Consider the following 15,187-nt stretch of genomic DNA (forward strand, 5'->3'; position numbering starts at 1 on the left):
AGTGCGCTACCAGGTGCTGGTGCGCAAGACGATCTCGGCGGCCAGCTGGGCGGTCGACTCCTGGGCGTTACGCCGTCCGAGGAGGTCCACGATGCGGTAGTCGGCGTAGACGAACTGTTGGCTGTCGCGGGCCACCGCCCGCGCGGCCGGTGAACTGACCAGGACGGTGGTGCTGATCTCGACCGGTGGGCAGTCGGCGTCTTGCACCACTCCGTTGTGGTCGGCGACCCGCGGATGTCCACGATCGATAGCCACCAGAGCGACGAACCGGCCCAATCTGGTGGCCGCCAGCTCCCACGCCAACTCACCGCCGCTGCGATCGCCGACCACCACCGCCCAGCCGATCCGCAGGACGTCCAGGATGCCGATCACCGATTTGGCGGTCAGCCGCGGCTCGGGACCGATGACGATCGTGCGAAGGGAAGCCGTGTGCAACCGTTCGCAAACCGCGTCGTAGGCGGCGGGCTGGCGCTGTTCGGCACCCAGAATGACGACGACGACACCCCGCTCGGGACCGGCTACCGCCACTTGGACAGGAAAGCCGTCGAGTGTGGTCATCATCGAGGGCATTTGTCGAACGTTACAGCGAATCGGGCAATTGGCGCGAGGTTTTGCGGTGAAATCCTTGCCGCGCAACGGTTTACGACGACTAGCGACGCAGCTCGCTGGCGATGTGCGGCAGCCGCGGCAGTGGGCCGTCGAGCAGGCCGAGGACAGCGTCGACGTCGAGGTGCGACGCCAGCAGGTCAGCCATCAACTCCAGTTGGGCGTCGCGGCGCACGGCGACGTTCACGTCATCGGCAACGACGAACCCGCGGCGTCCGGCGGCCTCGGCGACCCGGGTGAGCCAACGGCGACGGAAGTCGTCGTTGTCGAATAGGCCGTGCCAGTGGGTGCCGAACACCGCGCCGCGCACCACGCCGGGCGGCTCTTGCGATTCGTGCGACGCGCGTGAGAACCAACTCGGCTCGGCGCACCGGGCCAGTCGCCCGTGGTGAATCTCGTAGCCGCTCAGCGGTGACCGCCAGCGGCGCAGCACCTTGTCCGCGGCGAAGACGATGTCGGCGTCCAGCAGTCCCAGGCCCTCGACCTCCCCGCGCCCGGATTCCACGTTGTCCTCGATGCGCCGGCACAGCATCTGGAACCCGCCGCAGATGCCCAGCACGGGTTTGCCGGCGCGTGCGTGATCGGCGATCGCGCCATCGAGCCCGCGGTCCCGTAACCAGCTCAGGTCGGCGACCGTGGCCTTACTGCCCGGAAGCACGACCAGGTCGGCGTCGGCCAAATCTGCCGGGTCGGCGACCCAGCGCACCAGTACCCCGGGCTCGCAGGCCAGCGCCTCGACGTCGGTGGAGTTCGAAATCCGTGGTAGCCGGACCGCGGCCACCCGCAACCACTGTTCGCCCACCGGCGGCGCTGGGGTGCCGACCACCCGGTGGGCAACTACCGACAGCGAATCCTCGGCGTCGAGCCACAGCTCGTCCGCGTACGGCAGCACCCCGTAGATGGGCCGGCCGGTCATGGCCTTCAGCTGCTGCAGCCCCGGTTCCAGCAGCGCCGAATCGCCGCGGAATTTGTTGACGACGAAGCCGGCGATGTGTGCCTGGTCCTCGGGTTCGAGCACCGCGACCGTGCCGAAGAGGTGCGCCAGCAGGCCGCCGCGGTCGATGTCGCCGACCAGGACCACCGGCAGGTTCGCGGCTCTGGCCAGGCCCAGGTTTGCCACGTCGGTGGCCCGCAGGTTGATCTCGGCGGGCGATCCAGCACCCTCGCAGATGACCGCGTCGAAGTCCCGGCGCAGACCGGCCAGTTCGCCGGCGACGAGGTCCGACAGGCGGTCTCGGTGCGTGAAATAGCTTGTCGCAGTGACGGTGTCGACGACCTGTCCACGAATCACCAGCTGCGAGGTCCGGTCACCGCCAGGCTTGAGCAGGATCGGGTTGAATCGCACGCTGGGTTCCAGGCCGGCGGCCCGGGCCTGCATGGCCTGGGCCCGGCCGATTTCGCCGCCTTCGACGGTGACGGCGGAGTTGTTGGACATGTTCTGCGCCTTGAACGGCGCGACCCGCACCCCGCGGCGGGCCAGCAGCCGGCACAGGCCCGCGACCACGACAGACTTGCCGGCGTCGGAGCTGGTGCCCGCCACCAGCAACGCGCCGCTCATCAAGTTGCGGCGAACTGGGGGCACCCCCCAGCTCGCGCTAGAGGCACGTGAGGATCTCGGCGCCGGTGTCGGTGACCAGCAGGGTGTGCTCGAACTGGGCGGTCCACTTCCGGTCCTTGGTGACCACCGTCCAGCCGTCGGGCCAGATCTCGTAATCCAGCGCGCCCAGGTTGATCATCGGCTCGATGGTGAACGTCATCCCCGGCTGCATGATCGTCTCCACCGCCGGCTGGTCGTAATGCAAGACGACCAGTCCGTTGTGAAAGGTGGTGCCGATGCCGTGTCCGGTGAAGTCGCGAACCACGTTGTACCCGAACCGATTTGCATACGATTCGATGACGCGGCCGATCACCGACAAGGCGCGCCCGGGTTTGACCGCGTTGATCGCCCGCATCGTCGCCTCGTGGGTCCGCTCGACCAGCAGCCGGTGTTCTTCTGAGACGTCGCCGGCCAGAAACGTCGCGTTGGTGTCGCCGTGCACGCCGTCGATGTAGGCGGTGACGTCGATGTTGACGATGTCGCCGTCCGCGATCACCGTCGAGTCGGGGATTCCGTGGCAGATGACCTCGTTGAGCGAGGTGCAGCACGACTTCGGAAATCCCTTGTAGCCCAGCGTCGATGGGTAGGCGCCGTGATCGACCATGTATTCGTGGGCGATGCGGTCCAGTTCGTCGGTCGTCACCCCGGGCGCGACGGCTTTGCCGGCCGCTGCCAGCGCACCGGCCGCGATCCGGCCGGCGACGCGCATCTTCTCGATGACCTCCGGCGTCTGAACCCACGGCTCCGTGCCTTCGCGCGCCGTGCGCTTGCCGACGTATTCCGGACGCTCGATCCATTTGGGCACCGGCAGTGTCGGGGACACTTCGCCGGGAGAAAGTGCGGTGCGGCCGGGCATGTCGCTCAGCTTATCCAGACCCGAACGGTTGCCGCCTCAGCAGTGAGCGACGCGGGCCCCGGATTATCACCGAGCCGCACACCACCCGGCCGGTCAACACCACATGCGGCGTGCCCTCGGCCGGGGCGTCTTTGCGGCGGTCGCTGGCGCTGCCCACGTAGACCTCGACGTTGTCGATCGAGGCGCTGGCGCCATCGGGCAGCCTGAGATCCAGCGAGCCGAACTTCATGTCAAGCTCGATGACCACCACCGGGCCGGCGAAGCGGGCCTTGGTGAGGTCGAGGTCGATCGACCCGAGCCGGCGCACCAGCGCCAGATGGGTGGGAACGGTCCATTCGCCGTGTCGCTTCAGCGACCCGGCCCAGCCGCGCAGTTCGATCCGGTCAGCCGCGGATGTGACGATCGCTCCGGGCCCGGGCAGGTCGTCGACCAGGCTGTCCAGTTCGTTGCGGGTGCGCGCATAGGACACCCGTGACGAGCGCTGTTCGAATTCCTCGATGTCGATCAGCCCGAGCGCGACGGCGTTGTGCAGTCGCCGCATCGTGCCGTTGCGATCGGCGTCGGAGACTCGCAATGACGTCGGAGACACCATGTCCCCATGGAATTCGCCCACGCCGCAAACTTACCGCTGTTAAGAGTTCGGGGCCGCGATCAAGCCAGATAGCCCGGCGGCAGCGACTCGAACATCACCTTGGTCATCCGGACCGCATATTCCGAGCTCCCGCCCGCGACGATCAGGGCCGCGAATGCCAGGTCGCCCCGGTATCCGGCGAACCAGGAATGCGAGCCGCCGGGGAACTCCGCCTCACCGGTCTTGCCGAACACCTCGCCACAGCAGTTGGCGATGTCCTTGGCGGTCCCGTTGGTGACCACCAGCCGCATCATCGGCCGCAGGGCTTCGATCATCTTCGGCGAGATCGGCGTGATGTCGCCGTCGACCGTGGTCGGGTGGCCGGCGATCAACTGCGGCACCGGGGTCTTCCCGGCTGCCACCGTGGCCGCCACCAGGGCCATGCCGAACGGGCTGGCCAGCACCTTGCCCTGACCGAAGCCGTCCTCGGTGAGCTCGGCCAGGTCCACGGTGGGCGGCACGGAACCGGTCACCGTGGTGATGCCGTCGACCTGATAGTCCAGGCCGATCCCGTAGCTTCGAGCGGCCTGCGACAGACCGCGGGGCGGCATCCTGCTGCTCAGCTCGGCGAACGTGGTGTTACACGAGCTGGCGAACGCCCGCGACAGCGGAACCACGCCCAGATCGAAGCCGCCGTAGTTGGGGATGATCCGGTGCCCGATGTCGATGTGGCCGGGGCAGCCCAGCATCGTGTTGGGGGTGGCCATGTCGCGTTCGACGGCGGCGCCGGCGGTGATCATCTTGAACGTCGACCCGGGCGGGAACAGCCCGGTGGTGGCCAGCAGGCCCTCGGCGTCCGCGCCCGCATTCTGGGCGATCGCCAGAATCTCTCCGGTCGACGGCTTGATCGCCACGATCATCGCCTTGCCGCCACGGGTGTCCACCGCGTGCTGCGCGGCGTTCTGCACGATCCGGTCCAGGGTGATCGAGATCGACGGCGCGGGCGATCCTTCCACTTCGTGCAGCACCTCGACGTCGACGCCGTTCTGGTTGACGCTGACCACCCGCCAGCCGGCCTGGCCGTCGAGGTGGTCGGCCACGGACTTCTTCACCTCGGCAACGACAGCGGGGGCGAAATGGGGGTCGGTCGACAGCATCTCGGCCTGAGGAACGATGACGACGCCGGGCAGTCTGCCGATTGCGGGGGCCACCCTGTCGTTGTCGTTGGGTAGCAGCGTGACCCCCAGGTCCAGAGGTTGGGTGGCCGAACTGGCTCGTTCAGCGAGCAGCTGGGGGTCGTTGAGCGTGTCGTTAAACGGATGCAGCGCCTCGACCACCGCGTGCGCCGTGGCCATCAGGGCGGGCCCGGCCTGGGTGGCGTCCAGCGTGTAGTGATACACGTACCCGGGCGTCAGGACGTCGCTGCCGCCGAGCTCGTTCACCGCCGCCCGTCGCGGCTTGTCGGCGCGCAATGCGAACGTCTGGTGTTCGCCGAGCTTGGGATGCAGGTCGGTGGGCGACCAGCGAACGTGCCACCGCCCCTCGTCGCGGGCCATCTTGAGCTGGCCGTCATAGCTCCAGGTCCGGTTCTTGGGCAGGTGCCAGGTGAAGCGGTAGCTGACGGTGCCGGTGTCCTCGGTGTATTTCGAGCTGAGGATTTGCGCGTCCAGGTGGGTCGTCTGCAGGCCGGCCCATGCCGCGTTGAGCGCCTCGCGAGCGTCGTTGGGGTTGTCCGACAGTTGCGCCGCGGTGGCGGTGTCGCCGATGGATAGCGCGCGAAAGAACCTCTCGGCCGCCGGGCCGGGGCCTTCGGGCCGCGGCGTGCAGCCCTGGGCCGCTGCGGCGATGACGAGCACAGCGAGCAAACCGGCGGCTCGTGATACTGATGAGTTCAAAGTTGCCATTGAGGCTGATGTTAGGCAATTTGCGGGTGGCCGGGCTGTAGGCACACCGAGACCGCACCGTTACCACGTCGCTTCGAGCCAGTGCATCCTGGGCATCGGGTGTGAAGCCAGGGCGTTGAGGGTGCAGCCAGGGCGGAAATCCGCGCTGGATCCCGCCGTCACTACACGCGCAACGCCGTCAGTTCACACTCAAGTCCGTCAGTTCACAGCAAGCGCCGTGAGCTCATCAAGACACGACTCCGCGCCTACGGGCAGTAACCACGAACTTCGCAACAGCCGGATTTGGGCCCGCCGACGCCATCGCCAGTAAGCACAACCTCAATCCAGCAGCACTGTTGCGAAAGTGCCGACTTCCTTGAAGCCGACGTGCGCGTACGCCGCGCGCGCCACCGTGTTGAAGTTGTTCACGTACAGGCTGGCGATACGCCCACCGGCGACGATCACCGCGGCCAGCATTGCGGTGCCGCGGGTGCCCAGTCCCAGGCCGCGCCACTGCGGATGCACCCAGACCCCTTGGATCTGACCGACGGCCGGCGACTGCGATCCCACTTCGGCCTTGAAGACCACTTCGCCGTGCTCGAAGCGAGCCCACGCCCGGCCCGCGGCGATGAGGTTGGCCACCCGTCGCCGGTAGCCGCGCCCGCCGTCACCTATGCGCGGGTCGACCCCGACCTCGCCGATGAACATGTCGACGGCGGCCACCAGGTAGGCGTCCAACTCGTCGGGCCGGACTTGGCGCACCTCGGTGTCGACCTCGCAGCTCGGATGGCTGGCCAGCGCCATCAGCGGTTGGTCGTCGCGCACATCACGCGCGGGGCCCCAGCCCGATTCCAGTCGCTCCCACATCGGCAACACCAGCTCGGCCCTGCCGACCAGCGACGAACACCGCCGCACCCCACTCATCGCCTCGTCGGCAAACGCGTTCAGGTCGGCCGCTGCGCCGCGCAGCGGGATGAGGTTGGCGCCGGCGAAACACAGCGACTCGTCCGCGCCGCGACGCGTCCACAATTCGCCGCCGATCGCGTTGGGCTCCACGCCGTGTTCGGCGACCCGGGCTGCAACCATGCACGCGGCCACTGGGTCGTCGTCGAAAACCCGCCAGACGGCGGCGGCGTCACGCACCACGGACACCCGCCGCTCGCCGACCAGGCGAAAGATGGGCGGAGCCGACATCTCGGGACCTCTAGTGGTGCGAACTATGCAAAACGAGCAGGGCCAAAAGGGCGCTGGCCCCTATCAGCTTACGGTCACAATAGGCGAACCGCTCGCTGTCGCGTCAGGACCGTTTTCGGCGGCGAGTCGCATGGCCTCCTCGATCAGCGTCTCGACGATCTGCGCCTCCGGAACGGTCTTGATCACCTCGCCCTTGACGAAGATCTGCCCCTTGCCGTTGCCCGACGCCACGCCCAGGTCCGCCTCGCGGGCCTCTCCGGGACCGTTGACGACGCAGCCCATCACGGCCACCCGCAGCGGCACCTCGAGGCCGTCCAACCCCGCGCTGACCTCGTTGGCCAGCGTGTAGACGTCGACCTGGGCGCGACCGCAAGACGGGCAGGACACGATCTCCAGCGAACGCGGGCGCAGGTTCAGCGACTCCAGAATCTGATTGCCGACCTTGACTTCCTCCACCGGCGGCGCCGACAACGACACCCGGATGGTGTCCCCGATGCCCCGCGACAGCAGCGCACCGAAGGCGACGGCGGATTTGATGGTGCCCTGAAAGGCGGGCCCGGCCTCGGTTACACCCAGGTGCAACGGGTAGTCGCACTGCGCGGCCAGCTGCTCGTAGGCCGAGACCATCACCACCGGGTCGTTGTGCTTGACACTGATCTTGATGTTGCCGAAGCCGTGCTCCTCGAACAGCGAGGCCTCCCACAGCGCCGACTCGACCAGCGCCTCCGGCGTGGCCTTGCCGTACTTCTCCATGAACCGCTTGTCCAGCGAGCCGGCGTTGACGCCGATGCGGATCGGAATGCCCGCGGCGCCGGCGGCCTTGGCCACCTCCCCGACCCGGCCGTCGAATTCCTTGATATTGCCCGGGTTTACCCGTACCGCGGCGCATCCGGCGTCGATGGCGGCGAAGATGTACTTCGGCTGGAAGTGGATGTCGGCGATGACGGGAATCTGGCTGTGCCGGGCGATCTCGGCAAGCGCGTCGGCGTCCTCTTGGCGAGGGCAGGCCACTCGGACGATGTCGCAGCCCGCCGCGGTCAATTCCGCGATCTGCTGCAGCGTCGAATTGACGTCATGGGTTTTGGTGGTGCACATCGACTGCACCGAGATCGGATAGTCGCTGCCGATGCCCACGTCGCCGACCATCAGCTGGCGCGTCTTGCGCCGCGGCGCCAGCACGGGCGGCGGGGCGGCCGGCATGCCCAGGCCAGTGGTCACGATTTCCTTTCTGCTGGTCTGCTGGTTGCGCTGGTGATCAGAGCCGGATCGGTCTGACCAGATCAGCGGTTACCGTCAACACCACGAAGCCGGCCACGATGGCCAGCACCACATACGTTGCCGGCATGAGTTTGAGGTAGTTCACCGGCGCCGCCGCGACCATGCCCCGGGTGCGCCGGATGAGATTGCGGATCTTCTCGAATACCGCCACGGCGATGTGGCCACCGTCGAACGGCAGCAGCGGCAGCAGGTTGACGGCGCCGAGCACCAGGTTCAACTGGGCCAGGAGAAACCAGAACCCGACCCACAGGTCGTGGCTGACCATGTCGCCGCCGATGACCGACGCGCCGACCACGCTCATCGGAGTGTTCGGGTCGCGCTCGCCACCGGCGATAGCGTGCACCAGCGCGCCGACCTTCGTCGGGATCGCCACCAGCGCCTTGCCGATCAACATGGAGAGATCGCCGGTGAAACTGAACGTCGCCGGGACAGCCGACAGCGGGTTGTAGTGGGTCAGCGGATAGGTCTTCGGCGCCACCCCGATAGCGCCCACCGTGGCGGGCACGGATTCCTTGCCCGAGCCGTTGGCGACGAACCGCTGGGTGGGAGTGACGTCGACGTACGTGGTGATCCTGTTGCCGTCACGCTCGACCACCACCGGGATGGTGCCGTGCGACCTGCGTATCGCGGCGGCCATTTCGTCAAAGGTGGAAACCGGGGTGTCACCGACCTTGACGACGACGTCGCCGGAGCGGATTCCGGCGTTGGCCGCCGGACCGGCACCGCTGCACTTCCCCATCTCTCCCTTCTTGACTTCCGGTGCCACACAAGCGGTTTCGCCGACGACCGCACGCGTGTCCGGCTTCAGGTTCGGCAGGCCCCAGGCGATCGCGATCGCGTAGATCAGCACCAGGCCGATGATGAAGTTCATGCCGGGCCCGGCGAACAGCACCGCGGCGCGCTTCCAGGTTGCCTGCTTGTACATCGCGCGATCGCGCTCGTCGGGCGCCAGCTCCTCGACCGGCGTCATGCCGGCGATGTCGCAGAAGCCGCCCAGCGGGACGCCCTTGACGCCGTATTCGGTCTCACCTCGGCGCGTCGACCACAAGGTTGGGCCGAAGCCGACGAAGTAGCGCCGCACCTTCATGCCGGTCGCTCGGGCCGCCCACATGTGGCCGCACTCGTGCAGTGCCACCGAGACCAGGATGGCCAGCGCGAACAGTGCGACGCCGATAACGAACTTCATCTGCGGTGTCAGGACCTTTCTAAGACCATTCTGGAGGCGGTTCCAGCAGCCGGTGCCGAGCTTGCCGTGGCGATCAGCCGCCGGGCTCGCTCACGGGCCCAGCGCTGGGCATCGAGCACGTCATCCACGGTAGCGGGTTCGGCGGCCCATCGGTCGGCGATGTGCAAGACGTCGGCGATGGTGCGGACGATGGCGGGGAACCTGATCCGGCCGTCAAGGAAGGCCGCCGCCGCCTCTTCGTTGACCGCATTGTAGACGGCGGTCATGCAGCCGCCCAGCTGCCCGGCGCGCCGGGCCAGGTCCACGGCGGGAAAGACGTCGGCGTCCAGCGGCTCGAACTCCCAGCTACACGCGGTAGTGAAGTCGCAAGCGGGAGCAGCACCGCTGACCCGCCGTGGCCAGCCCAGTGCCAGCGAGATGGGCAGCTTCATGTCGGGCGGGCTGGCCTGGGCGATGGTCGAGCCGTCGATGAACGTGACCATCGAATGAACGATCGACTGGGGGTGCACGACGACCTCGATGCGGTCATAGGCGATGCCGAACAGCAGGTGCGTTTCGATGAGCTCGAGCCCCTTGTTGACCAGCGACGCGGAATTGAGGGTGTTCATCGGCCCCATCGACCAGGTCGGATGCGCGCCGGCCTGCTCGGGGGTGACGTTTTCCAGCTCAGCGGCCGACCAACCGCGGAACGGCCCGCCGGACGCGGTCAGCACCAGCTTGGCGACTTCGCCGGGAGTTCCGCCGCGCAAGCACTGGGCCAGCGCGGAGTGCTCGGAGTCGACGGGCACGATCTGGCCGGGCTGCGCAGCGGCCAGCACCAGCGGCCCGCCCGCGATCAGCGATTCCTTGTTCGCCAGGGCCAGCCGGGCGCCGGACTGCAGCGCCGCCAACGTTGGACGCAGCCCCAAGGCGCCGACCAGGGCGTTGAGGACGACGTCGGCTTCGGTCTCTTCCACCAGCCGGGTCGCCGCATCCGGCCCGCGGAACGGAATGTCGCCAGCCAGCCGGGCGGCGTGCTCGTCGGCGACGGCGATATTGGTGACCCCGGTTTCGGCGCGCTGTTGCAGCAGTGTTTCCAGATGCCCGCCACCCGCGGCCAGCCCGACCACCTCGAAGCGGTCGGGGTTGGCGGCGATGACCTCGAGGGCCTGAGTGCCGATGGAGCCAGTGCTGCCCAGCACCAGCACGCGCAGGCGGCCGTCGGAGTTTGTCATCTGACTCCCTCGTTTGTCATCTGACTCCCTCGTTTGTCATCTGACTCCCTCGTTTGTCATCTGACCATTGTGCCGCCGCCGAGGCTGATCGCCGAATGCTTGCGATGGCGAGCCTGGTTGAGCACCGGCCGCGGGTTTCTCGTTTGCGCCGGTTGCAGTGCACTTGCGGCAGCGGGTCTCGCTGCGGTTGGCCATCGCGGGTTTCTCAGGGTGCTCGGGCAACAAGTCCGCGTCTGAAGGCACCACCAGCGCCCGCCCGTCGGCAACCTTGACTTCATCCGCGACGCCTGATCCCGGGGCGGACCTGGTTGGCGCAATGCCCCGCTGCTGCTGAAGAGCATCCTGACCTATCACGTGGTATCCGGCCAGGTCAGCCCCGCCAAGGTCGCCGGAACACACAAGACTTTGCAGGGTGCTGACGTGACGGTGTACCCCGCGGGCAGGGCGCCTCGCCGCTTTTTGCGGCGTGGATGCTGCGAACCTCGTTGGCAGCCCGGCCAATCCGTGGCGGCAGTGGCAACGAATAGCAGGCATGTCGACCCTGGCCTTGATCGGCTTCCTCGGTGGCCTCATCACCGGGATATCACCGTGCATCCTGCCGGTCCTGCCGGTGATCTTCTTCTCCGGCGCGCAGAGCACCACAGGTGAGTCACCGAAATCCGAAGGTGCCGTGGCGGTTCAGCAGAAGCAGAGGCTGTCCGCAACGTTACGGCCGTATGGCGTCATCGGCGGGTTGGTACTCAGCTTCAGTGTGGTCACCCTGCTCGGCTCGGCATTGCTGGCGGCACTGCATCTGCCACAAGACGCAATCCGCTGGGTGGCATTGGTGGCCTTGGTAGCCATCGGTATCGGCCTGATCTTTCCGCGGTTCGAACAGCTGCTGGAGCGTCCGTTCGCCCGCATCCCGCAGAGGCAAATCATGCCCCGCGGCAATGATTTTGGGGGCTTCGGGCTGGGCCTGGCACTGGGCGTGTTGTACGTGCCGTGCGCCGGCCCGGTTCTGGCCGCCATTGTGGTGGCCGGCGCGACCGCACCCATCGGCATGCGAATCGTGGTGCTAACCATGGCATTCGCGTTGGGTGCGGCGGTGCCGCTGCTGTTCTTCGCGCTGGCCGGCCAACGGGTGGCCGAGCGCGTGAGCGCCTTCCGGCGCCGACAGCGCGAGATTCGAATCGCCGCAGGCATAGTGACGATACTTCTCGCGGTGGCGCTGGTGTTCGATCTGCCCGCGGTGCTGCAACGGGCCATTCCCGATTACACCGCTGCCCTGCAGCACAAGGTCGGTAACTCTGACAGGATTCGGGAACGGCTGAACCTCGGCGGCATCGTCAACGACCAGAACGCGCAGCTGTCGAACTGCAGCGACGGCGCTCAAAGGCTTGAAAATTGCGGCCCGGCACCCGATCTCAGGAACATCGCGGCCTGGCTGAACACACCGGGCGGCAAGCCGGTCACGCTGAGCGAGTTGCGCGGCAAAGTCGTGCTGATCGACTTCTGGGCATATTCGTGCATCAACTGTCAGCGCGCGATACCGCACGTTGTCGGGTGGTATCGGGCCTACCGCAGCAGCGGTTTGGAGGTCATCGGCGTGCACACGCCCGAGTACGCGTTCGAAAAGGTTGCCGGCAACGTCGCCAAAGGTGCGGCAGACCTGGGCATCACATACCCGATTGCACTGGACAACGCTTACTCGACGTGGACGAACTACCGCAACCGGTACTGGCCCGCCGAGTACCTGATCGACGCCACCGGCACCGTGCGGCACATCAAGTTCGGCGAGGGCGACTACGACGCCACAGAAGCCCTGATCCGTCAGTTGCTCACCGACGCCAAGCGCGGCGTCAAGCTCCCCCGCCCAGTGGATGCACCGGACACCACGCCGCAGGCCGGACTTACGCCGGAGACATATTTCGGGGTCGGCAAAATGGTGAATTACGGCGGCACCGGCGTCTACGACGAAGGATCCGCGACGTTCAACTATCCGCCGGCCCTGGCACCCGATAAGTTCGCCTTGAGCGGGCCATGGTCGCTGGATTACCAGGGTGCTACAGCCGATGGCGACGACTCGGCGATCAAGCTCAACTACCACGCCAAAACCGTCTACCTCGTCGTCGGGGGGACGGGCACGGTCACGGTGCTGCGGGATGGCAAGTCGGCCACGCTTTCGGTGAGCGGGCCGCCCACGGTCCACCAGATCGTCGCCGGCGACCAGGTGGCACCGGGAACGCTAGAAGTCCGCCCCAGCAGGGGGTTACAGGTGTTCTCCTTCACCTACGGCTGACTTGTGCGGCGACGACGTCCATCCGAAAGCCCGGCCGCTCCGAAGAACCTATGTCGGGTAACAGGGAGACGATGTCTCCGACCTCTTACAAAGGAGAGCACGACTATGAAGATCCAAAACAAATTTGCGGCAACCAGTTTCGCCGCGGCCGGCATGGTGGGCGTGGCAGTGGCCTTCTCCCCGGCCGCCGCGGCGGCCGACCTGGTAGGACCGGGATGCGCCGAGTACGCGGCAGCACATCCCAGCGGTCCGGCTTCGGTGGAGGGCATGTCGCAAGTCCCGGTCGCGGTGGCGGCGTCCAACAACCCGATGCTGACGACACTCACGGCGGCGGTGTCAGGAAAGCTCAACCCGCAGGTGAACCTCGTTGACACGCTCAACAGCGGTCAGTACACGGTGTTCGCGCCTACCGACGCAGCGTTCAACAAACTGCCGCCCGCGACGATCGAGCAGCTCAAGACCGATGCGCCGATGCTGAACAACATCCTGACCTATCACGTCGTGCCAGGCCAGGTCAGCCCATCCAAGATTGTCGGCACGTGGAAGACCCTCCAGGGCGCAAATGTGACGGTGACCGGCCGCGGCAACAACCTCATGGTCAACAACGCTGGTGTGGTGTGCGGCGGGGTGCCCACTGCCAACGCCACGGTGTACATGATCGACACCGTGCTGATGCCTCCCGCGTAGCGCCGCTTCCCCACCGGATCCGCGGCGGCGCGACACCTGCAAGTGCCCGCCGCCGCGGATTTCGGCGCCGCCGGACCACAGACTCGGGCCCACCGGCGGCCACACCGGGCCTGTGCCAAAATGTTGTGGCAGTGTGAGTCCGAAGTTCAATCCGACCGGAGGCATCGCCGTGGCCAGTACCGAGGTGGAGCACTACGACGGCGTCGACGTCGCCGAGGTGCCGTCCGCAGCGTGGGGATGGAGCCGAATCAACGTTCGCACCTGGCACATCACCGGGCTGGTCATCTTCGGCTTCCTGCTGGCGATGTTGCGCGGCAACCACGTCGGCCACGTGGAGGACTGGTTTCTCCTCGGCTTCGCCGCGCTGACACTCTTCGTGCTGGTACGCGACCTCTGGGGCCGCCGGCGCGGCTGGATCAGGTAGCCCTCAGCCGGTCACCGTTTCGCGCGCCGGTTCGGCGGCGCGGTGGATTCGGATGTCGCCGGATCCGCTGCGCACCTGTACGAGCAGAGTTTCGTCACCTTGCCGGGGGCCGTCCGCAGGTTGCAGCTCGCTGGTGACGTGGCCGGCTCCGGTGTTGATGTCCAGGCGCGCGGCGGTGCCCTCGGCGACCCCAACCTCGACGTCACCGCTGCTGCTGCCTGCCGATATCGCGCCGGAAACCGCTACGGCGACGTCCACCGATCCCGACGCGGTGCGGGACTTGATGCTTCCGCGCAGCCGATCGATGGTCAGCGAGCCGCTGGCGGCCTTGAACCTCAGGTTGCCGTCGAGGTCGCCGATCGCCACATTGCCGGAAGCCGTCGCAATCGAGGCATTGCCGTGCATGGTGTGCACGCTGATCGAGCCAGATGCGCTGCTGGCCTTGAACTTTCCGGTGACGCCGTGGATCTCCACCTCGCCGCTGGCGCCGGTGAAGCGCACGTCGCCGTACTCGCCTTCGGCGCGCATGCTGGCCGACGCCACCGAAACGTGCAGACGCGACCCGGTGGGCAAACCGATCTCGACATCGGTGTCGCCGCCGAGAAGACGCGGCAGGCCACGTTTGGGGCCGGTGACCGACAGCTTGCCGTCGCGAAAGTCCACGCGGGTGTGTTCGGCCGCCCAGACGTCGGAGCTACGGGATTCGTCGCAGGGGCGCACCGCGACGACGGTATCGGCGCGATCGCTCGCGGCGATCCGCACCGAACCACCGGCGGTGTCGATCCACACGTCGATCGCGGTGGGGGTCTCGAAACTCGGCATCTTCGGTCTCCTGTTGCTGTAGTCGATGTCTCAACGCACCCAGCCGGTGACACGGCGACCGCCGCTGCGGCTGGCGTGGCTTGCTCCGTGCTGACCGGCCGGCTGACCGGCCGCCTGGCTGGCGAGCGCGGCGGCCCGGACCAGCCATGCGTTTATCGACGCGCCCTCGCGCCGAGCAGCCCCCTCGACCACGGTCCGCAGTCCCTCCGGAAGCCGTAGGGTGACGCGCCAGGTGCCGCCGTCGTCGTCGTATTGGGCACCGAACAGGTGGTTGGTGTGGTCGGCGTCGGCCGGGCCGTCGTCCTCGTCGACGGGTGCGCTGACGATGAACTCGGGATCGCGGCCGCGCAGCCGGACCTCTACGGACCGCGGCGCCAGCTCGCCGGTGATCTCCTCGGCAGCGGCCGACAACGCTTCGAGCAGCGCCAGCCGCACCGCTGATTCCAGCGGCGCGCTCAGCCGGTCGGCCAGCTCTTGAGCGGCGTCGCCGCCCGCCGCAGCGGCCACACTCAGCTCATGCCGGACGGCGTCGACATAGGGTTGCAGATCCATGGTGTCATGGTGACACTATGTTGACGTCATTTCAAG

14 protein-coding genes are annotated in these 15,187 nt (G+C 67.3%); 3 read left to right on the top strand and 11 right to left on the bottom strand.

Going from position 1 to position 15,187, the window contains the following annotated elements:
• Positions 1-6 precede the first annotated feature (6 nt).
• The 9 genes from AC5Y2L_RS12815 to dxr all read right to left on the bottom strand — a co-directional run bounded on the left by AC5Y2L_RS12815 (position 7) and on the right by dxr (position 10,385).
• Positions 7-570 carry an alpha/beta hydrolase gene (locus AC5Y2L_RS12815; protein WP_499934875.1) on the bottom strand — a complete coding sequence of 188 codons (564 nt, stop codon included), beginning with the start codon at positions 568-570 and terminating at the stop codon, positions 7-9.
• A 79-nt stretch (positions 571-649) separates the two neighbouring features.
• Complete coding sequence (locus AC5Y2L_RS12820; protein WP_499935039.1) at positions 650-2,164, bottom strand: cobyric acid synthase; 1,515 nt, start codon at positions 2,162-2,164, stop codon at positions 650-652.
• 37 nt (positions 2,165-2,201) lie between these two features.
• On the bottom strand, positions 2,202-3,059 hold the full coding sequence (gene map / locus AC5Y2L_RS12825; protein WP_499934876.1) for a type I methionyl aminopeptidase: 858 nt from the start codon (positions 3,057-3,059) through the stop codon (positions 2,202-2,204).
• A 10-nt stretch (positions 3,060-3,069) separates the two neighbouring features.
• Positions 3,070-3,672, bottom strand: coding sequence for a DUF1707 SHOCT-like domain-containing protein (locus tag AC5Y2L_RS12830; RefSeq protein ID WP_499934878.1), 603 nt, complete (start codon positions 3,670-3,672; stop codon positions 3,070-3,072).
• A 38-nt stretch (positions 3,673-3,710) separates the two neighbouring features.
• Entirely contained in the window at positions 3,711-5,534 is a 1,824-nt protein-coding gene (locus AC5Y2L_RS12835; RefSeq protein ID WP_499934879.1) for a penicillin-binding transpeptidase domain-containing protein, read from the bottom strand.
• A gap of 318 nt (positions 5,535-5,852) precedes the next feature.
• Entirely contained in the window at positions 5,853-6,707 is an 855-nt protein-coding gene (locus AC5Y2L_RS12840) for a GNAT family N-acetyltransferase (protein WP_499934880.1), read from the bottom strand.
• A gap of 63 nt (positions 6,708-6,770) precedes the next feature.
• Positions 6,771-7,925: a flavodoxin-dependent (E)-4-hydroxy-3-methylbut-2-enyl-diphosphate synthase gene (gene ispG / locus AC5Y2L_RS12845; protein WP_499934881.1), complete on the bottom strand. Its 1,155-nt coding sequence runs from the start codon at positions 7,923-7,925 to the stop codon at positions 6,771-6,773.
• A gap of 37 nt (positions 7,926-7,962) precedes the next feature.
• A complete protein-coding gene (locus AC5Y2L_RS12850; RefSeq protein WP_499934883.1) occupies positions 7,963-9,171 on the bottom strand; it encodes a M50 family metallopeptidase in 1,209 nt (402 codons plus the stop codon).
• Between the two features lie 8 nt (positions 9,172-9,179).
• A complete protein-coding gene (dxr, locus tag AC5Y2L_RS12855; protein WP_499934884.1) occupies positions 9,180-10,385 on the bottom strand; it encodes a 1-deoxy-D-xylulose-5-phosphate reductoisomerase in 1,206 nt (401 codons plus the stop codon).
• 532 nt (positions 10,386-10,917) lie between these two features.
• Between dxr and AC5Y2L_RS12860 the strand changes: the two genes are divergently transcribed.
• From AC5Y2L_RS12860 to AC5Y2L_RS12870, 3 genes are all read left to right on the top strand, one after another.
• Positions 10,918-12,666: a cytochrome c biogenesis protein DipZ gene (locus tag AC5Y2L_RS12860; RefSeq protein ID WP_499934885.1), complete on the top strand. Its 1,749-nt coding sequence runs from the start codon at positions 10,918-10,920 to the stop codon at positions 12,664-12,666.
• A gap of 105 nt (positions 12,667-12,771) precedes the next feature.
• A complete protein-coding gene (locus AC5Y2L_RS12865; RefSeq protein WP_499934887.1) occupies positions 12,772-13,353 on the top strand; it encodes a fasciclin domain-containing protein in 582 nt (193 codons plus the stop codon).
• 169 nt (positions 13,354-13,522) lie between these two features.
• Complete coding sequence (locus AC5Y2L_RS12870; protein ID WP_499935040.1) at positions 13,523-13,777, top strand: DUF2631 domain-containing protein; 255 nt, start codon at positions 13,523-13,525, stop codon at positions 13,775-13,777.
• Positions 13,778-13,780: 3 nt separating this feature from the next.
• On the opposite strand, the gene AC5Y2L_RS12875 is transcribed toward AC5Y2L_RS12870, so the two are convergent.
• Both AC5Y2L_RS12875 and AC5Y2L_RS12880 read right to left on the bottom strand, forming a co-directional pair.
• Positions 13,781-14,599, bottom strand: coding sequence for a DUF4097 family beta strand repeat-containing protein (locus AC5Y2L_RS12875; protein ID WP_499934888.1), 819 nt, complete (start codon positions 14,597-14,599; stop codon positions 13,781-13,783).
• 30 nt (positions 14,600-14,629) lie between these two features.
• Positions 14,630-15,151 (bottom strand): histidine kinase, encoded by a 522-nt coding sequence (locus tag AC5Y2L_RS12880; RefSeq protein ID WP_499934889.1) that lies wholly within the window; start codon positions 15,149-15,151, stop codon positions 14,630-14,632.
• Positions 15,152-15,187: the final 36 nt, after the last annotated feature.

This window comes from Mycobacterium sp. NGS66 (genome assembly GCF_059812225.1).

Excerpts from the sequence above, each read along its gene's own strand:
- AC5Y2L_RS12860 (WP_499934885.1), top strand. The coding sequence starts at position 10,918 with ATGTCGACCCTGGCCTTGATCGGCTTCCTCGGTGGCCTCATCACCGGG.
- AC5Y2L_RS12820 (WP_499935039.1), bottom strand. The coding sequence starts at position 2,164 with ATGAGCGGCGCGTTGCTGGTGGCGGGCACCAGCTCCGACGCCGGCAAG.
- AC5Y2L_RS12840 (WP_499934880.1), bottom strand. The coding sequence starts at position 6,707 with ATGTCGGCTCCGCCCATCTTTCGCCTGGTCGGCGAGCGGCGGGTGTCC.
- AC5Y2L_RS12835 (WP_499934879.1), bottom strand. The coding sequence starts at position 5,534 with ATGGCAACTTTGAACTCATCAGTATCACGAGCCGCCGGTTTGCTCGCT.
- AC5Y2L_RS12850 (WP_499934883.1), bottom strand. The coding sequence starts at position 9,171 with ATGAAGTTCGTTATCGGCGTCGCACTGTTCGCGCTGGCCATCCTGGTC.
- dxr (WP_499934884.1), bottom strand. The coding sequence starts at position 10,385 with ATGACAAACTCCGACGGCCGCCTGCGCGTGCTGGTGCTGGGCAGCACT.
- AC5Y2L_RS12875 (WP_499934888.1), bottom strand. The coding sequence starts at position 14,599 with ATGCCGAGTTTCGAGACCCCCACCGCGATCGACGTGTGGATCGACACC.
- AC5Y2L_RS12865 (WP_499934887.1), top strand. The coding sequence starts at position 12,772 with ATGAAGATCCAAAACAAATTTGCGGCAACCAGTTTCGCCGCGGCCGGC.
- AC5Y2L_RS12815 (WP_499934875.1), bottom strand. The coding sequence starts at position 570 with ATGCCCTCGATGATGACCACACTCGACGGCTTTCCTGTCCAAGTGGCG.
- AC5Y2L_RS12880 (WP_499934889.1), bottom strand. The coding sequence starts at position 15,151 with ATGGATCTGCAACCCTATGTCGACGCCGTCCGGCATGAGCTGAGTGTG.
- map (WP_499934876.1), bottom strand. The coding sequence starts at position 3,059 with ATGCCCGGCCGCACCGCACTTTCTCCCGGCGAAGTGTCCCCGACACTG.